Source organism: Desulfoluna sp. CLI2B (genome assembly GCF_056847375.1).
Genome location: NZ_CP186557.1, coordinates 2,957,250 through 2,974,042, shown reverse-complemented (window position 1 = coordinate 2,974,042; position 16,793 = coordinate 2,957,250). Strand labels below are relative to the sequence as shown.

The window sequence follows — 16,793 nt, the reverse complement described above, 5'->3', positions numbered from 1 at the left end:
GGAGTTTCTCAAGGACCGGATTTTCCCGTGACGGGAAAAGGGCCAGCTGGACAAATCCGCTCTCTTTTTTTCTGGCTTTCCCGCTCTTCTTGGGCGGCTTTGCCTTTTTTTCCGGGAGGCCTTCCCCCAGTCGCCGTCCGAGGTTTTTCTGGTCGCCGTTTTCATCGCTTTCGATGACGGAGAGTACTTTTTTGGCCCGTTTGATGACGGTCTGGGGAACACCGGCAAGGCCTCACCCGATACATAACTCTCTGAATACTACGCCTTCAACCAGTTTTCGCAAAAAAATGATGTTTTCGTTCCACTCTTTCACCGCAATGTTGAAGTTTTTGACCCGGGGCTTGAGCCCTTCGAGTTCCGTCAACTCATGGTAATGGGTGGCAAACAGGGTTTTGACACCGGCTCCCGAGAGGTCGTGGAGGTACTCGGCCACGGCCCAGGCAATGCTGAGGCCGTCGTAGGTGCTGGTGCCCCTGCCGATTTCATCCATGATGATGAGGCTGTCGGAGGTGGCGTTGTTGAGAATGTTGGCCGTCTCCTCCATCTCCACCATAAAGGTGCTCTGCCCCTGGGAGAGGTTGTCCAGGGCGCCCACGCGGGTGAAGATGCGGTCGGTGACGCTGATAACCGCTTTTGCCGCCGGGACAAAGGAGCCCAGTTGAGCCATAAGGGTGATGAGGGCCACCTGCCGGAGGACCGTTGATTTACCGGCCATGTTGGGGCCGGTGATGAGGATCACCTGGTTGTCCGTGTTGTCCAGTCGGATGGAGTTGGGGACGTATCGCTCGGCGGTGATCATCTTTTCCACCACGGGGTGGCGTCCGTCCCGGATGTCGATGATGCCGTCGGTGGTGATGGCGGGTCGTGTGTAGCCGTTGTGGTCCGCAATCTCGGCCAGGGCCAGGAGCACGTCCACCCGGGCGATGAAGCGCGCGGCCGAGGCAAGGTCTGCGTTTTTCTGGGTCACGGAATCCCGCAGGGAGCAGAATATCTGGTACTCCAGGGTGCTGCGCCGCTCTTCGGCATGGAGGACCTTGGTCTCGAACTCCTTGAGCTCTTCGGTGATGTAGCGCTCGGCGTTGACCAGGGTCTGTTTTCGGATGTAGCTGTCGGGCACCTGGGCGGACTGGGCTTTGGAGACCTCGATGAAGTAGCCGAAGACCTTGTTGTACTTCACCTTGAGAGAAGAAAGACCGGTCTTTTCCCGTTCCGTCACCTCCAGCTCGGCGATCCAGCTCTTGCCGTCGGTGGTGAGGCGGATGAGCTCGTCGAGCTCTTCGTTGAACCCTTCCTTGATGATGCCGCCCTCCTGAAGGGTCAGGGGGGCGTCTTCCCGGACGGCTCGCTGGAGCAGTTCGGCGAGCTCGGCAAGGCCAGCTGCGTTGCCGTCGAAGCGGTAAAGCTCAGAGCCGAAGTCCGTGAGCTGTTCCAGAAGGCGGGGCAGGGCCACAAGGGAGTTCTTCAGGGCGGTGAGGTCCCTTGCGTTGCCCTGGTTCATGGCGATACGCCCGGCAAGTCGCTCCAGGTCAAAGACCCCGCTTAAGTCCTCCCGGGCCAGGCTGCGGCGCGTCATGTGCTCCTTGGCCTCGGAGACGGCGTCCAGTCGCGCTTCGATGGCCTTGGGTGCCAGCAGGGGCGAGCGTACCCAATTTTTGAGGAGGCGGCCCCCCATGGCGGTGACGGTCTTGTCGATGGTGCCCACAAGGGTCCCTTTTCGGGAGCCGTCCCGTAAGTTGGCGATGAGCTCCAGATTCCTGAGGCTGGAGTCGTCCATGACAAGGTAGTCGTCCAGGCCGTAGGTCTCAATGCGGTCGAGGTGTTCGATTTTCCTGAGCTGGGTTTCGCTGACATAGGAGAGGATGGCCCCGGCGGCCCCCACCCCGGCTTTGAGCCCTTCGCACCCGAATCCTTCAAGAGAGCGGGTGTTGAACTGATCCGTCAGGCGGCTCTTGGCGCCCCTGTGGTCGAACTCCCGGTCTTCCAGGTAGGTGAAGGAGCTGGTTTGCAGGGCGTCTTTCAGGGGCTCCATGTCCCGGTCAATGCGAAGGGATTCGGGAAGCAGGACCTCCGAGGGGGAGAGCTTCACCGATTCATCAAAAAGGGCGGACAGGTCCGAGGTCTCGCAGAGGCGAAAGGTGCCGGTGGAGATGTCCAGGCAGGCCAGCCCGGCAGCCCCGTTGTTTCGGTGGATGGAGAGGATGAAGTTGTTGCTCTTCTCATCGAGAAGGGCCGAGTCCAGGATCATGCCCGGGGTGACAATACGGGTGACGTCCCGTTTGACGAGTCCCTTGGCCGCCTTGGGGTCCTCCACCTGTTCACAGACCGCCACCTTGAGCCCGGCGTTGATAAGGCGGGCAATGTAACTGTCCGCTGCCTTGGCCGGGACCCCGCACATGGGGATGGGGTTCTCGGACTTTTTGTCCCGGGAGGTGAGGGCAATCTCAAGGACTTTGGACGCTTTTTCCGCGTCTTCGAAGAACATCTCAAAAAAGTCACCCATACGGTAAAAAAGGATCGCGTCCGGGTGGTTGGACTTGATCTCAAGATACTGGGCCATCATGGGTGTGGGTTTGTTTTGCGTCATGGTTGTCTTGTTTGGGTGCCGCTCCCCGCGAAAGCAAACGCCGCGCTCAGTGGCGCGGCGTACATGGCTTTGGGACGGATTACTACAGGGCATCTCCGGGACGGAAGGCTTTATGGCGACGGTACGCCGATGCCTCTTCTGCCGGGTGATTTCCCGTGGGGTTCTGGTTAAATCTGGGCGAATAATCAGCTCTGTGAGGACTCGGATTCCAGAGCTTCGGGGGCCTCTTCAACGGCTACTTCTGCCTGGGGCTCGGGGGCTTCCACGGGGCGGCGCTTCAGCAGGTCCATCTCACCGCGGAGGGTGGAGATCTTCTCCTGCTGGGAATCGATGACCGCGTTGAGTTCCTTGACCATCTTGCTGGACCGGAAACGGGCCATGAGGCCGGAGGTGTAGGCCAAAAGGAAGCCCACGAGGAAAAAACCGAGGAAGTAGAGGCCGTGGGCGATGGCCGGTGACTGGTAGCCCCACAGTTTGAGGTCCACGGAAAGAGCCTCTGTGGCAAGCAGAAAGACCCGATTCTGGTAGGCTACGACAAACAGTGCGACAAGTATCAAGAATATCAGAGCAAATTTAAGTTTTTTCATGGTTTTCTCCTGGTGTCGTGCCCGGTTTTTTTCCGTCGGCAGGTTTTTTGAGCCTGCGTTTGGGGCGCGGTCCGGCACAATGTGGCGGACGGGTTCGGCGAATCGGCAGGCAATTCGAGAAAGATACTGTTGGATTCACATAAACTTTTTGATTGAAAAGTTCAACCTTTTTTTCTCCTGAAGAGCTTGGGCGGCGGGCTTTTTGGGCCGCAAGCCATGGCTCAGAGCCGCACGAGGTCCAGGGCTCCCCAGAACCCGATACGGGAACCTGCCACAACCACAAGCCCTTCCACTCCGGGGATGGTTTTTCCAAATTCGACGGCCCCGTCGATGTCTTTTTCACCTGTAACCCTGTTCCCGATGGACGTGGCCGCCGCATCGGCCAGGGCGCCGGATGGGGAGACTACGCATACGGCGTCGCTATTCCCGAAGCTCAGGGAGTGGCCCACGGTGCCGGAGGAGGTGCAGACGGCAAAGGGCGCTTGCACATCCTTGAAGGCCAGGCCCACCTTCATGGAGAAGGGGGAATCCCCTGCGTGGAGGGCCACGGTGGTGTCTCCTTTGACGGCAATGAAGGTGTCCCCGCCGTTTTCAACGATTACCTCGGAAGAGTAGGGGAGCAGGGCCCTTGCCACAGCCTCGGAGAGGGCGCCTGCCACGGCGGCCATGGGGCCGACCCCTGCCTTTTGGCATGCATCGGCCATGGTGCGGACCAGGGACGGGGCCGGGCCGGTGACCGGTACGGGGACCAGGGAGGTGGCAAAGTCCGGGTGGGTTTCGAGCCATGTCTCCAAAGGGGTGCGGGCATCCAGGATGGCCCGGACAGCTTCGGCGGTGAGGTCACGGCAGGCGGAAATGGCCAGGTCGGTCTCCTTGACCGTGGCCCGAAAGGTGGTGAGGCTCTCCCGAGTGCAGAGCTTGCGATAGGTTCGGTTTTGATAAAGGGGGTTTTCGTTGCTCATGGGATCTCTATGGTGACGGGGTGAGATGAATGACCTTCGGGCGGAGTTCCTCCGGGCAGAGGCGCAGGAAGTAGGTATCGGTCATGCCCGAGATAAAGTCCCGGACCACCATTTCGGCCGGGGTGGTTTCCAGGTAGGCCGCGGGCATGGTGCGGACAAAGCCCTCCATGATGAGGGAGCCTTTGCGCTTGCTGCGCAGGTCGTCCAGGCAGGTGTCAAAGACCAGGGCAAAGAGCTGGGAGAGGTTTCCCAGGTGCGCCTTGATGGCCGGGCTTCGGTAGATGCGCTTGAGGTTGAATGTCTTTAGGGCCTTTATGGCCTCTGCTGCCTCGTCGGAGTAACGGATCTCCCCTTCGGTGCTGTGGGTGATGACGTCGGTGACCAGGCTGTAGACGATGGTGCCGTTGGTCTCTCCCAGAATCCGGGTGCAGGGCTTGGGCAGGTCGCTGCGCCTGATGATGCCCAGGCGGATGGCGTCTTCGATGTCCCGGCCGATGTAGCTGATGGTGTCCGCAAATTTGACCACGCACCCTTCAAGGGTCAATGGTGCCGGGGCAAACCGTTCGCCCTGGCCCAGTCGGTGCATTTCGTCGTCCAGCTGGGCAAAGGTCTTGTGCCGGTCCGGGGAAAGGGGAAGGTCATGGCTTTCGCCGTTGTGGCAGAAGATCCCGTCCAGGGTCTGGAGGGTGAGGTTCCAGCCTTTCCCCTCTTTCTCCAAGGTGTCAAGGCATCGGACGCTCTGGATGTTGTGGCGGAAGGGACCCAGACCCGCCTGTCTGGAAAGCTCCGAAAGGATCTTTTCCCCCTGGTGGCCGAAGGGGGCGTGGCCGATGTCGTGGCCCAGGGCGATGGCTTCAATGAGGTCTTCGTTGAGCCCCATGGCCCGTCCCACGGTGCGCGCAATGCGGGAGGCCAGCTGCACGTGGAGCACCCGGTGGGTGAGGTGATCGTTCTGGATCAGGGAGAAAACCTGGGTTTTGTCGATGTATCGGGTGTAGGCCTGGGAGTTGATGATCCGGTCCACATCCACGGCGTAGGCGGGGCGGTAGCCGGATGCCTCGGCGGAATCGGGCTGGCGGCGCAGGGCGTTGGTGGACCTGGCGGCAAGGGGAGACAGGGTCTCTTCCACGCGTTCTAAACGGCGTCGGATTGTGGTGCCGGATGGGTCCATGGGTTGCAACCGTTGGTGTGTGGGCTGACAAGCGGGCGTACCGGCCCGGAAACAAACCGGTCCGGTACGCGTCGATTTTACAGCTGCTTGACGATTTTTGCGATCACGCCGTCAAGGGCTTTGGAGAATTCGTTGGACTTGTTCTTGGTGAAAATGGGGGTGCCTGCATCCGAGGCTTCCACCACCTCCGGGTCAAAGGGGAGGGTGCCCAGGAAGGGAATGCCCATCTGGGTGGCCGTGGTCTGGCCGCCGCCGCTCTTGAACAGGGAGATCTTGGTGTTGCAGCCGGGGCAGGAGAAGGGGCCCATGTTCTCCACAAGGCCCACCACGTCAAGCTTCACGGTCTGGCAGAAGTTGATGGACTTGCGCACATCGGCAAGGGCCACTTCCTGGGGCGTGGTGACCACGATGGCCTTGGACTCAGGGATGGTCTGAACCACGGTGAGGGGCTCGTCGCCGGTTCCCGGAGGGGCATCGATGACGAGGAAGTCAAGATCACCCCACTCCACCTGGCTGACAAACTGCTGGATCATGCCCGCTTTGGCCGGTCCCCTCCAGATAACGGCCTGGTCAGCTTCGCGCATCAGGCACTGCATGGTGATGACCTTGAGGTTCTCACCCTTCTGGGCGGGGATGAGTTTTCGCTCTTCGTTGATGTCGAGGAGCTCGCTTAAGCCCATGATCTGGGCAATACTGGGGCCGTGGAGGTCCACATCCATGAGGCCTACCTTGAAGCCCTTGTCGGCAAGGCCCACGGCGAGGTTGGCGGAGATGGAGCTTTTACCCACACCACCTTTGCCGCTCATGACAAAGAGTTTGTTCTTGATCTTGGAGAGGGTACCCTTGATCATTCTTTCCTGTTCCTGGGCGGCATCGGTTTTTCCGCCTTTGGCTTTTTTAGCCGCATCCACACTGTCGTGAATCATGGTGCTCAACACTCCTTGTGAGTTCAGTCTGCGGGCTTGCATGTGGTGCTGGTGTTCGGCCCGCGGGTCATGAGGTCACCGGACTGATCGTCCGGGCTTTCACACTCTCCACGAGCGACACATGGAATGCACACGCCGTTTCGTGGGGACTGTAAAAACAGGGTCGCCTCCCCTGCCGTCCATCAGGGGAAGACTCAATATAATGCAAATCAGGATTTCTTCAAGGTGTAATGGGCGAGATATTTTTTTACCTGATCTGTTTTGGGGTGGCTAACTTGTTTTGTTTTCTTTAGTCTCTGTTGATCGTGTTCCTTGTATTTGTGAGCGATCCCCTGTAAATCAAAGACAAAGGAAGGGTGCCGGACCGTCATGTTCACGGCGCTTTTTTTTATCGCCATTTCCGGCTCGCCTTTGGCAAGCCGCATATATGTTCCGGTTGTATGCCGACTCTTCGTTTCTTTTTTTAGGTGCAGATGCTGACTATGGATAAAAAGACCATCGAACCGGGTGCCTTTGCGGCACACTCCATGGCGTTGACGGTGTTGGGCCGTCTCAGGGATAAGGGCTTCCAGGCCCTTGTGGCAGGCGGGGCTGTAAGGGATTGCCTCCTGGGGTGCCCCGTACGTGAACTCGACATTGCCACCAACGCCTCCGCCCTGGAGGTGACGGCGCTTTTTAACGGTGCGCGGGTGGAAAAGGTGGGCCGCAGTTTTCCCCTGGTCCTTGTGAATGGGGTGGAGGTGGCCACGTTCCGCGGGGAGAGCCTTGAAGAGGACCTTTTTCGGCGGGACCTTACCTTCAATGCCATGGCCTGGTGCCCGGATACCCATCGGGTCATCGACCCCGGGGGTTGGGGATCTGTCGAAGCGCATCGTTCGCTTTACAGGCAACCCTGTGGAACGAATCCGGGAGGATCCCTTGCGTCTGTTGAGGGCGGCGCGGTTTGTGGCGGAGCTTTCCGGGGAGATGGCAGAAGAGAGTCTTGATGCCATGGCAGCCGAGGCAGGCCTTATGGCCGACGTGGCTTCCGAGCGGATTCACCATGAAATCCTCAAGGCCATGGCAGGAGAGACGCCGTCCCTGTTTTTCGAGACCCTGAGGCAAGGCGGGCTTCTTCCGTATCTCTTCCCCGAGATGGAAAAGAGCGTGGGCCACGACGGGGGCATACATCACGACGAGACCGTCTGGGAGCACATGATGATGGCCACCGACGCCATCTCGCCAAAATTCCCCTTGCTGCGCCTTGCCATGGCCCTGCACGACGTGGCCAAACCACAGTGCGCGGACACGGGCAAGAACGGTATCCGGTTCCATGGTCACGAAAAGGCGGGCGAGCCCCTGGTGGACGCATACCTGGAGCGCCTGGGGTTCAGCAACCAGCAACGGGCCTATGTCTCCAAGATCGTGCGCCATCATATGCGGCGCATCGATGCCGATTCCACCCCCAAGGCCGTGCGCCGCATCCTGCGGGACCTGGACGAGAGCAGCCTGCCCTGGCAGGACTGGATGCGCGGGGTCTTTGCCGACGGCAAGGCCAACAAAAAGAAGCGGGGCGGATACTCCCTTGCTGAAATGCGGTTGATGGTGGGCGCCGTGTACGCCGAAACCTCCCCCAAAAAACAGGGCGCCTTTTCCCTGGCCCACCTGGCCGTCGGCTGACCCCGACCACCCATGGGGCGGGGCATTCCCCAGGGTCCCTGCGTGGGCAGGGTCCTCAAGGCCCTCCTTGACAAGGTGATCGAATCCCCGGAGCTCAACACCAAAGAGACCCTGCTTAAAGAAGCAGCATTGTTGGCCGGGAAGCAGGCATAGCCTTGGATGGCTAAAAGCAGCCTTCTTATGGTCAACGTGAGTGGAGAAAGCAAGCCTCCGGCGGCCAGGTGGGGGCACCTGGAAACCCTATGGCGAATGCATGGAGGAATCCATTATGCCATCTTTCTCTGGGCATTCGCATGATGTGTGACATCTGGCAACCGTCTTTGCAGGAAAGGCCGATTTCATTCTTCTAAAAATACGATGAAGAACTTTGGGATTCGCTTGATTTTAACCGGAATAACTCCGGCGGTTAAGGTATTGCCTGAAATCATAAAGTTGGGTTTGACAAACAGGCCTTCATGCCTCGTCCGCCTTGGTAAAATCAAAACTTTGGGTAACTTGGACACGGTGCACAGAGTGCACCCTACGGGCTGCCGGGTTTTTGGGACAGTGTCAGCAATAAAATCGTCATGGTCCAAACGATGACCAAGACGCATCCGAAACCTGCTTTCAAGGTGGCAAACCTTGCCGCATTTCTTAAACCCACCGAGGAACCTTTTGGCAATAGGCCCGGTAGCTCTCCCCGAACAGCTCTTCCATCAGTTTTTCTTCCCCGGAAATGACAAATCGGTACAGGACCACTTTAAGGGCCCAGATAAAGGGCAGGGTGGCGAGGTTTCCCAGGACCGCGCACCAGCCGGTCATGGTCATGAGAGCCACCACGTACATGGGGTTCCTGCTCTGGCGGTAAGGGCCCCGGACGACAAACGCCCTGGGGCGGGTAAAGGGGTGGGTGGGGGTATGTGCCCGCCGGAACTTTTGGACGGCATGCCAGAAGATCCAGAGGGCAGGCACCCAGAAGATGGGACCGGTAAGGTAAAAAGGGCTTTCCGGAAGCCTGAGGACCGGGAGCAGCCGATCCGTAAGAAAAGCCAGGCCGGCCATGAGGGTGAGCCAGACCGGAGGCCAGATTCGCAGTTGCATTTTAGGTGGTTCCTTTCTTTTGTGGGCGGAGTGTTTGCACATAGTGAGTAGTGAGTGGTGAATAGTGAATAGTGAATGGCACGGTTTCGTAAGGCGTGCCACCCACGGGCGAGCGCCGGAGAATGTGAAGGGGCGAAGCCCCGTAGCATTTGCGAATCTGGGTTCCAAGGGGTGGCTAAGCCACACTAAGATAGAGGCTCTTGGCTGCTGGAGGCAGTGCGGTTAAACCGAATAATGGACAAGTTACGATAGCGTACCCTGACCCTTAAAGGATATGTGAAACAGCTTGTACAAACCACCAGCTTTGGTATCGGGCGAAGCCCGAGTCGAAGGCCCTTGCGCTTTGACCTGAGGAACGAAGGGCAAAGCGCAAGGGCAATCAGCTTTCGAGGTGGCTCACCTCGCTGCCGGAGGCCTGCCTTTCCCAGCGACTTTGAATGTCCGGGCGCGGTTGATGACGGCGGCCAGTTCGAGTTTTCGAAAGGCGGCCAGGTCGCCCCTCAGGATGTCGGAGAGGGATTCGAGGCCCTTTGCTTCAACTGTGTCCATGACCTGGTCCAGAATGTCTGCCAGGGTGCGGGAGCCGTCCATGAGGGGGGCGGCCATGGCCACGGCCTGGGCAAGGGCTCGGGTCTGGGAGGCTTCCACGATCTGTTCCACGTCGTCAAAGGTGATGCGGGTGGTGCCCAGGACCATTTCGTGGCGTCCGTAGGTGGTTATCTTGACCCGTCCCCGTCGCTCCTCAAGGGGGATGCTTTGGGGGTGCGGGGTGCGTTGGGCCACGGGGCGCAGGGGGCCGGTGGTTTCCTTCACGCGGCCGTCGGCATGCTCTTTGGCGATGGCGTGGGCTTTGGCTGTGACATCTTCCGGGGCGTAGTCCGTCATCTGGATGACATGGTCTGCCGTGGCAAAGTAGTCGCCGGAGCCGCCCATGACAAGGATGGTGGAGACGCCCTGGCGCGTGCGAAGTTCTGTGACCCGGTCAATGAAGGGGGTGATGGGTTCGTTTTCCGAGGCCACCAGGCGCTGCATTTTTTCATCGCGGATCATGAAGTTGGTGGCCGAGGTGTCTTCATCCAAAAGGAGGAGCCGGGCTCCAGCCTCGATCCCTTCGCAGATTCCCGCGGCCTGGGAGGTGCTTCCGCTGGCGTTTTGGGTGTGGAAGGCTGCGGTGCTGCGTCCGAAGGGGAGGTTGTTGATAAAAGGCGAAATATCGGTGCCCGAGATGCTTCGGCCGTCGGCGGCCCGGATCTTGAGGGCATCGGGCCGGGTGATCACCAGCTCCCGGCGGATGCGGTCGTAGACCCCCAGCTCCAGGGCATTTAACAGGGTGGACACTTGTGTGGGAACCCGCCGCCGACGATGAGGGGCGACCCCTTCGGGGATGCCCATGCCCGTTACCGTGGGCAGTCCCACTTCGCACGCGCAGGGAGGCCCTGGGGAAGAGAGGGAACGGTCCCTTTGCCCAGGGGCCTCGGGTCGATGCCGCTTGCCGGGGGGGGGAGCGGCGCCCTGGGGCCATAAAGGCCACCCGCCCGAGGCCTGGAAGCTGTGCCCTCAGGGCATCGGCATTCGCAGCATGTCACGTGGGCGGTGAGGGCGGCTCGTCTGTTCTCTTTGAAGAAGAGAGCTTCGGTGGCAATGGCCGGAAGCTCGGAGAGGAGCATCTCCATGGCGTCCCGCCCGGCGATGCGTCTCCCAAAGGCGGGAAGCCCGAGGAAGAAACGGGCCTCGAGGTCGTCCGTGACGGACATGGCCGTGCGGGAGAGGACATCCCTGGGGGTGCTCGATGAGGATGAGCCCCCCCTTTGCCTGGTACCCGGATTCCTTTGGTTGTGCTCCGTGCGGTGCGGGGGCGAAGAGCCGGGTCAGGTAGTCGGCTGCGGCTTCGGCTCCAGGTGAAGCTGTTGTCAAAAACCGGAGGTGTCGCGGGTCGGACACGGACACGGAGGCGCGAGGGCTGCGGCAAAGGGATCCTGGACATGGTTTTTTTGGATATGAATGCCTTGAAGGCATAGGTGCCTGAAGCTCTTTGTAAGCTTTGTATCCGGCTGTGGATATGCGCAGGATGGTTTGAAGTGTCTGCGTCTTTCATGGGGGATCCGTTGTGTTGTCGGGCCTGTTTGGCGCCTGATTGACCGCGAGGCGGGCTGAGGCCTCTCCTGATTCGGTTACGTGTCAGGATACCCCAGGGGGATCCAACGCGCACGCAGGTTGCTGTTTGATTTGCACTGTGAACGTTGTTAATAAATCCGTTGACAGGCCAGGGGGGACACGGTACCACCCTGTAACGTTCTCCCTGTCATAACGTCTGTCATTCGGCCATCTCTCTCTCTCTCTCTCTCTCTTTCTCTGGTTTTACGCACACCAGAGCTTCCGCAATCACATCAATGAGTTCTTTGATGCCGACGACCCGGATATCGCCTACTACACAGCGTTTCAGGAGGTGTTCGGAAACGACGAGGTGATGGCTGTGGTCTTCAGGGACACGGATATCTTCACCCCGGAGAATCTCTCCTTTATCCGGCACCTCACCGATATCATGGAGCGGCATGCCGGGGTGCAGCGGGTGCTTTCCCTCACAAACGCCGAGGTGGCTGTGGGTGAAGAGGATACGGTCTCCTTCGACCCGGTCCTGCCCGACGGGGAGGTCACCCTCGAGGTGGCGGAGGCCTCCCGGGGGATGGCACTGTCCCATGAGATCCTTACCGGCCAGGTCATCTCCGCCGACGGCACCACCACCTGCCTTCTTGTGGAGCTGCTTCCCTTTGACTCCAATGAGGAGAAAGGCAAAGCGATTCGGTCCCTTCAGGCCGCAGCGGACGCGGTCTCCGGGGGGCGGCACCTGCGGTACTCGGGAGGCCCCTGTGTGGAGGTGGAGATCAACGCGTTGACAAGGCGCGACAACATGCTCTTTACTCCTGTGACCTTTCTGATTATCATGGTCATCGTTTATCTCATGCTGAGAAATGCGGCTTTGTCGCTTCTCGGCCAGGTGAACATACTGATCATTGTTTTATGGGGTGTCGGGCTTCTGGTGATGTGCGGAGAGGTGGTCAACACGGTGACGGTGGTGATCGCACCGGTGCTTCTGGCCATCTCCATTGCCGACTCCATCCATATCCTTTCCCACTACCGCACCCTGTACAACCGCAACGGCCGTGATCATCGGGCTGCGGTGAGGGAGGCGGCCCGCAACCTCTGGCGACCCTGTCTGTTTACCAGTCTCACCACCGGCATGGGCTATCTCTCCTTTGTGACCACAACGGTGAGGCCTGTGAAGATCGTGGGGGTGTTCACCGCCGTCGGCGTCATGATCGCTTTTTTCATGTCCGTGTTTGTCCTGCCTGCGTTTTTGATGGCGTGCCGCGCGGCTGTGGAAAAACGCCATGGGGACCGATCCCCCCTTGGCAAGGGGGCCCAGGATCCCGTGATCGGGATGTTGACGCGCCTGGGCCGCTGGGTGGTGGCCCGCAGCGGGGTGGTGGTGCTTGTCTTTGTTGTGGCGGCGGCGGGGGTGGGGTACGGCATGACCCGCCTTCGGTTTGATACGGACTTTGCCGCGTACCTCAAGGACGGCAACCGGGTAAAAAAGGATATTCGGTTTGTGGAGGGCAATATCAGGGGCACCGTCCCCGTTGAGATGGTGATCGAGGCGGTGGGCCCGGAAAGTGATTTTACCCACCCCGAGAGCATGAAGGTGCTTTCCGAGGTGGCGGAGGAGGTGATGGCCCATATGGCCGGGCAGTACACCCATGTGTTCTCTGCGGCAGATTATTTCGCTGAGATCCATGGCGCTTTTACCGGCGGAGACGGTGGAAAAGGGGCGCTTCCGGAGAGTCGCACAGACCTTCTGGATTATTACGAGCTGGCTGACCCCGAGGTGCTGGAGCGGACCTTGTCTCCTGATTACCGGATGGCGCGCATCTCCTTTGCCTCTCGGTTCGGGTCCAACGCCAATGCCGAAAAGGTCCGGGCCTTTGCCGAGGCAAGGGTGGGGCAGATTCTGGGAAGTAACTACCGGTATCGGTTTACAGGGCTCTCGTCCCTTTACAACACCATGGACAAGAACCTGAAGATCAGCCAGATCAGAAGCTTCGGCACCGCCTTTGTCCTGATCTTCGTGATGATGTTTTTTGTGTGCAAGAGCCCGCTTCTTGCCCTCATCAGCATGGTGCCCAACCTGTTTCCCATCTGCACCACCCTGGGCATCATGGGGTGGGTCGGCATCCCCCTGGACACCTCCACCATCATGATCGCAAGCGTTACCATCGGCATTGCCGTGGATGATACCATCCATTTCATCACCTGGTTTCGGCGGAATTGCGAGGCCGGGCTTTGCATCCGGGAGGCCCTGGTGAAAACCTTTGGGGATACGGGCAAGCCCATCGTGATGACGTCTATGGTGCTGTGCACGGCCTATTTTGTGTTTATGACCGGGTCGGTGAAGCCCGTCATTGCCTTTGGGGCGCTGGCGGGGCTGTCCATGTTTTTTGCGTTGCTGGGGGATCTCCTGATCCTGCCGGCGTTGATTTACCTGATAAAGCCTGCGCTGTGCAGGGACGAGGCTCAAGGTGATGCCCCGGGGAGATGTGTCTGATGTGTTGTAGGGTTGTGGCCTGTGTTGTGCTGATCTGGGCCGTGTGTGTTGGGTGGGTGTTTCCGGTGTGTGCCTGGCTGCCGGAGGGTGTGGAGGCCGAGTGGACCCTCGGGGCCAAGAGCATGGCACCCTTGAACAATACGGATTATGTCGAAGACAGCATGATCAGCAACGAGGTGAGGCTGGAGGGGGCGCTTTTCTGGGCGGGGGAGGGGTTTTCAGTGTATGGGACCCCTGAGCTGCGGATCAACGATGCCGTGTTTAGTGATTCTCCGGGCGGGGAGATCCGCTACAGCGACAGCGGGACCACCCTGAGGCGGAACCTCACGTTGTCGTCGCGGGGAGTCGAGCTCTCGTTCCGGGAGCTTTATGTGGAAAAGGAGACGGATACAAGCCGCTGGCGGGTGGGCAATCAGGTTTTTGCCTGGGGCACCGCCGACTTCATCAACCCCACCAGTTACTTCAACCCCGAAGATCTCCGGGAACTTTTCCTGAAAGAGGAGGACGGTCTGCTGCAGGGGGTGCCTGCGGTCTCCATGCTGCGCTTTATCGGGGACTACTCCGTGGAGGCGGTTTTCATGCCCATGGGCGTTGGGCGGCTCAATGCCTGGGAGGGAGACTATTTTTACATCGATCCCGACAACTTCTCCCTGCCCGTGAAACGTACGGACAACGAAGAGCCCGATGTAAGCGTGGACAATGCGGGGGTGGGGATCAAGGCGTCCCGGAGCGTGGGCAGCTGCGATCTCTCGTTGAGTGCCTACCACGGCCCCGACCGTGAGCCCCTCATCACACCGGACCGGGTGATTATGGAACCGGGGGAGCCGGTGTCTGTGGTGGCCCGCTCCTTCCACGGGGATGTCACCTCTGTGGGGGCAGACGTCTCCGCCGACCTGGGGCAGTGCGTGGTGCAGGCGGAAGGGGCGTGGAGCTTTGACAAGCAGGCGTATGTCACCCAGGACACGAGTAATCCGGCTGCCATGGCGTTTCCCTATGAGATTGTGGACTCCGGTTTCTGGTCGGTGTCGGCCGGGCTGAACTGGTTCCTTCCGGTGGTGGACTGGTTCCCCGCCCACGAGGGGGAGTCGGTGGTGACCCTGGAGGCTCATCGGTCGGGCTACACCCGCAATGGCCTTGGGGACCCGTTTTACGACGAAACCCTTGCCTTCCGATACCAGGACAGCTTTTTAAGCAGCCGGATTCCCGTCTCCCTTTTCTGGGTGATGGACGGGGAGGACGAAGGGCAGATGACCTGGGCCAAGGTGGGGTACGATTTTCAAAACGGCCTGGTGGTGGAGGGCTCCCTGGTGTTTTATGACGGATCTGCCCCGGAGCTGAACGAGGTGGGATCCCCGTTCTGGTACCTGAGGGACCGGGACCTGTTCATGGTGACTTTAGAGTATCAATTTTAACCCAATCGGCTGTGTCCGTGTTGGGCCCGGGCGGAGCTTGGGCGGCGGCGCGGCACAGGTGTTTTTATGACATTGAGGTGACGGTCCGGCTTCTTTCTGCCAGAGGCATGGGGAGGCGAATGGTCACCGGAAGAGAGGAATAGATGGTAAAAATGCGAAAAATCATGATTCTTGCGGTTGTCGGTGTGATGATCCATGCCGGGGCCTTTGCCCTTACGGGGCGCGAGGTGGTGGACCGGTCCGAGGAGATCGCCAGCCCGGATACGGCCACCAGCGAGGTGGTCATGGAGATTGAAAAACGGGGCAAGGTGACGGAAAAGATCTTCACCCTCACGGCCATGGACACCGAAGACGGTGAAGACCGGGCCCTCATTGCGTTTCACAAGCCGTCCCGAATCAAGCTGCTGACCCACGCCCACAAGGGCAGGGATGACGATCAGTGGCTCCAGATGTCCTCGGGCCGGGTCAAGCGCATCAGCCAGTCTTCGAAAAAGAAGGCCTTTGTGAACTCCCACTTCACCTATGAGGATATCGCGTCACGGGATGTGGACGATTACGCCTACACCCTTTTGGGCAAGGAGACCGTGGCCGGAGAGCCCTGCTACATGGTGGAGAGCCTGCGGATCAGGGGCAAGAAGGTGTATGACAAGACCGTTCTTTACATCAGCGAGAAGGACTGGTTCCTGAGGAAGATGGACTACTATTCCAAGGGCAAGTTGTTAAAAATTCTTGAGAACAAGGATATCCGGACCGTCGATGGGATCCTGACTCCCTATGAGGTGGTGATGAGCCGGGCGGGAAACGGGGGAAAGACACGTCTCCTTCTCCAGGAGATCCGGTATAACCTGCCCATGAAGGCCACGGATTTTCGAAAAGAGTCCCTGCGGTAAACCGGGTGTGGCCGGTTTCGCTTTGATAATTCCTGAACGTGTGGTAAAAAAGTTGATCTCTCCTTCGGTGAAGGAGGCTTCCACGAATTGTTGTTTATCATGCCAATGACCATGAACCCGATGGAGACTATGGATACATCCAAAGCAACAGGGACGAACGCACCCCGCAACCTGACCAAGGGCGAGGCCACCCGGCGGCGCATTCTGGATGCCGCCCGCAAGGTTTTTTCAGAGCATCCCTACCATGCGGCCAGTGTCCGGATGGTGGGAAAGGCTGGGGGATTTGATCACCCGATCATTCATTACTATTTCCCGAAAAAGGCCGGCTTGTTCGAGTGCGTCATGGAAGAGCATGTGGTGGAGTTCCGCGAGTTCATGGAACACTGGTTCGACGGCCTGGACGCTTACACCACCGACGAGGGGCTGGCTGTATTCATCGAGCGGGTCATTGATTTTCATCTCTCCAACAAGGACCTGTTCAGGACGCTCATGCAGAATACGGCCCACGTGGAAAACTTCGATCAGTTTCCCGCCTCGGCCCAGTACGCGGTGTTCCACGACAGCTTCCTCAAGACCTTTCGCCAGAAGGTGCACCACAACGCATCGGACGAGGAGGTGAGCAAGTTCGTTTACAGCTTTACCGTCCTGGCGGCCAACTACCTGGGGGCAAGCTCCACCTACGCCCGGTTCCTGGGCATGGACGGAGAGTGCGACGCCTACTGGGATTGGGTGAAAGAGACCATTCATTACCTGTTTTTACCGCGAATGGAAAAGATTATTTTCGATCATCAGGACAAGTAACAGGCCCCTCGGGGCTTTTCAAACCGATTCTTTCAGGCGGGGCAGACGGCGATGCAGTGACCCGGCACCGGATGCCCCGGCCACAGGATACGCAACTGTTTTTTTAAATAAATGCCGGGTT

At 59.2% G+C, this 16,793-nt stretch carries 15 protein-coding genes and 1 pseudogene; 7 read left to right on the top strand and 9 right to left on the bottom strand.

Going from position 1 to position 16,793, the window contains the following annotated elements; all coding sequences use genetic code 11:
- Positions 1 to 232: 232 nt before the first annotated feature.
- From mutS to ACOYW2_RS14010, 6 genes are all read right to left on the bottom strand, one after another.
- Positions 233 to 2,584 carry a DNA mismatch repair protein MutS gene (mutS, locus tag ACOYW2_RS14035; protein WP_482770826.1) on the bottom strand — a complete coding sequence of 784 codons (2,352 nt, stop codon included), beginning with the start codon at positions 2,582 to 2,584 and terminating at the stop codon, positions 233 to 235.
- 185 nt (positions 2,585 to 2,769) lie between these two features.
- Positions 2,770 to 3,171: a hypothetical protein gene (locus tag ACOYW2_RS14030; protein ID WP_482770825.1), complete on the bottom strand. Its 402-nt coding sequence runs from the start codon at positions 3,169 to 3,171 to the stop codon at positions 2,770 to 2,772.
- Positions 3,172 to 3,392: 221 nt separating this feature from the next.
- A complete protein-coding gene (locus ACOYW2_RS14025) occupies positions 3,393 to 4,133 on the bottom strand; it encodes a UPF0280 family protein (RefSeq protein ID WP_482770824.1) in 741 nt (246 codons plus the stop codon).
- A 7-nt stretch (positions 4,134 to 4,140) separates the two neighbouring features.
- On the bottom strand, positions 4,141 to 5,304 hold the full coding sequence (locus ACOYW2_RS14020) for a deoxyguanosinetriphosphate triphosphohydrolase family protein (RefSeq protein ID WP_482770823.1): 1,164 nt from the start codon (positions 5,302 to 5,304) through the stop codon (positions 4,141 to 4,143).
- A gap of 77 nt (positions 5,305 to 5,381) precedes the next feature.
- Positions 5,382 to 6,230 carry a P-loop NTPase gene (locus ACOYW2_RS14015; RefSeq protein WP_482423445.1) on the bottom strand — a complete coding sequence of 283 codons (849 nt, stop codon included), beginning with the start codon at positions 6,228 to 6,230 and terminating at the stop codon, positions 5,382 to 5,384.
- Between the two features lie 209 nt (positions 6,231 to 6,439).
- Complete coding sequence (locus ACOYW2_RS14010; RefSeq protein WP_482770822.1) at positions 6,440 to 6,655, bottom strand: hypothetical protein; 216 nt, start codon at positions 6,653 to 6,655, stop codon at positions 6,440 to 6,442.
- 48 nt (positions 6,656 to 6,703) lie between these two features.
- On the opposite strand from ACOYW2_RS14010, the gene ACOYW2_RS14005 reads away from it, so the two are divergent.
- The 3 genes from ACOYW2_RS14005 to ACOYW2_RS13995 are packed head-to-tail and all read left to right on the top strand — an operon-like array spanning position 6,704 to position 8,042.
- Positions 6,704 to 7,216, top strand: coding sequence for a hypothetical protein (locus ACOYW2_RS14005; RefSeq protein WP_482770821.1), 513 nt, complete (start codon positions 6,704 to 6,706; stop codon positions 7,214 to 7,216).
- The gene (locus tag ACOYW2_RS14000; RefSeq protein WP_482770820.1) at positions 7,149 to 7,889 is read left to right on the top strand and encodes a tRNA nucleotidyltransferase/poly(A) polymerase-related protein; all 741 of its coding nucleotides are present in this window, start codon (positions 7,149 to 7,151) and stop codon (positions 7,887 to 7,889) included. Before ACOYW2_RS14005 ends, ACOYW2_RS14000 begins: the two co-directional genes overlap by 68 nt.
- Positions 7,890 to 7,901: 12 nt before the next feature.
- Positions 7,902 to 8,042: a hypothetical protein gene (locus ACOYW2_RS13995; protein ID WP_482423442.1), complete on the top strand. Its 141-nt coding sequence runs from the start codon at positions 7,902 to 7,904 to the stop codon at positions 8,040 to 8,042.
- 480 nt (positions 8,043 to 8,522) lie between these two features.
- Here the strand turns inward: ACOYW2_RS13995 and ACOYW2_RS13990 are convergent, their stop codons facing one another.
- The 3 genes and pseudogenes from ACOYW2_RS13990 to ACOYW2_RS13980 all read right to left on the bottom strand — a co-directional run.
- On the bottom strand, positions 8,523 to 8,969 hold the full coding sequence (locus ACOYW2_RS13990) for a methyltransferase family protein (RefSeq protein WP_482770819.1): 447 nt from the start codon (positions 8,967 to 8,969) through the stop codon (positions 8,523 to 8,525).
- Between the two features lie 396 nt (positions 8,970 to 9,365).
- Positions 9,366 to 10,361 carry a P-loop domain-containing protein gene (locus ACOYW2_RS13985; protein ID WP_482770818.1) on the bottom strand — a complete coding sequence of 332 codons (996 nt, stop codon included), beginning with the start codon at positions 10,359 to 10,361 and terminating at the stop codon, positions 9,366 to 9,368.
- A 5-nt stretch (positions 10,362 to 10,366) separates the two neighbouring features.
- Positions 10,367 to 10,735: pseudogene (locus ACOYW2_RS13980) on the bottom strand (ABC-ATPase domain-containing protein); the annotation flags it as partial.
- 545 nt (positions 10,736 to 11,280) lie between these two features.
- On the opposite strand from ACOYW2_RS13980, the gene ACOYW2_RS13975 reads away from it, so the two are divergent.
- From ACOYW2_RS13975 to ACOYW2_RS13960, 4 genes are all read left to right on the top strand, one after another.
- Positions 11,281 to 13,569: an efflux RND transporter permease subunit gene (locus tag ACOYW2_RS13975; RefSeq protein WP_482771029.1), complete on the top strand. Its 2,289-nt coding sequence runs from the start codon at positions 11,281 to 11,283 to the stop codon at positions 13,567 to 13,569.
- Entirely contained in the window at positions 13,569 to 14,981 is a 1,413-nt protein-coding gene (locus ACOYW2_RS13970) for a DUF1302 family protein (protein WP_482770817.1), read from the top strand. The genes ACOYW2_RS13975 and ACOYW2_RS13970 overlap by 1 nt, the downstream gene beginning before the upstream one ends.
- A gap of 143 nt (positions 14,982 to 15,124) precedes the next feature.
- Positions 15,125 to 15,871, top strand: a complete 747-nt coding sequence (locus ACOYW2_RS13965) for an outer membrane lipoprotein-sorting protein (protein ID WP_482770816.1) — start codon at positions 15,125 to 15,127, stop codon at positions 15,869 to 15,871.
- 129 nt (positions 15,872 to 16,000) lie between these two features.
- Positions 16,001 to 16,672 (top strand): TetR/AcrR family transcriptional regulator, encoded by a 672-nt coding sequence (locus ACOYW2_RS13960; RefSeq protein WP_180142099.1) that lies wholly within the window; start codon positions 16,001 to 16,003, stop codon positions 16,670 to 16,672.
- The last annotated feature ends 121 nt before the right edge of the window (positions 16,673 to 16,793 follow it).

Coding starts and splice junctions, on each gene's coding strand:
- mutS (WP_482770826.1), bottom strand. CDS start 2,584: ATGACGCAAAACAAACCCACACCCATGATGGCCCAGTATCTTGAGATC.
- ACOYW2_RS14030 (WP_482770825.1), bottom strand. CDS start 3,171: ATGAAAAAACTTAAATTTGCTCTGATATTCTTGATACTTGTCGCACTG.
- ACOYW2_RS14025 (WP_482770824.1), bottom strand. CDS start 4,133: ATGAGCAACGAAAACCCCCTTTATCAAAACCGAACCTATCGCAAGCTC.
- ACOYW2_RS14020 (WP_482770823.1), bottom strand. CDS start 5,304: ATGGACCCATCCGGCACCACAATCCGACGCCGTTTAGAACGCGTGGAA.
- ACOYW2_RS14015 (WP_482423445.1), bottom strand. CDS start 6,230: ATGATTCACGACAGTGTGGATGCGGCTAAAAAAGCCAAAGGCGGAAAA.
- ACOYW2_RS14010 (WP_482770822.1), bottom strand. CDS start 6,655: ATGCGGCTTGCCAAAGGCGAGCCGGAAATGGCGATAAAAAAAAGCGCC.
- ACOYW2_RS14005 (WP_482770821.1), top strand. CDS start 6,704: ATGCTGACTATGGATAAAAAGACCATCGAACCGGGTGCCTTTGCGGCA.
- ACOYW2_RS13995 (WP_482423442.1), top strand. CDS start 7,902: ATGGGGCGGGGCATTCCCCAGGGTCCCTGCGTGGGCAGGGTCCTCAAG.
- ACOYW2_RS13990 (WP_482770819.1), bottom strand. CDS start 8,969: ATGCAACTGCGAATCTGGCCTCCGGTCTGGCTCACCCTCATGGCCGGC.
- ACOYW2_RS13985 (WP_482770818.1), bottom strand. CDS start 10,361: ATGGGCATCCCCGAAGGGGTCGCCCCTCATCGTCGGCGGCGGGTTCCC.
- ACOYW2_RS13970 (WP_482770817.1), top strand. CDS start 13,569: ATGTGTTGTAGGGTTGTGGCCTGTGTTGTGCTGATCTGGGCCGTGTGT.
- ACOYW2_RS13965 (WP_482770816.1), top strand. CDS start 15,125: ATGGTAAAAATGCGAAAAATCATGATTCTTGCGGTTGTCGGTGTGATG.
- ACOYW2_RS13960 (WP_180142099.1), top strand. CDS start 16,001: ATGGATACATCCAAAGCAACAGGGACGAACGCACCCCGCAACCTGACC.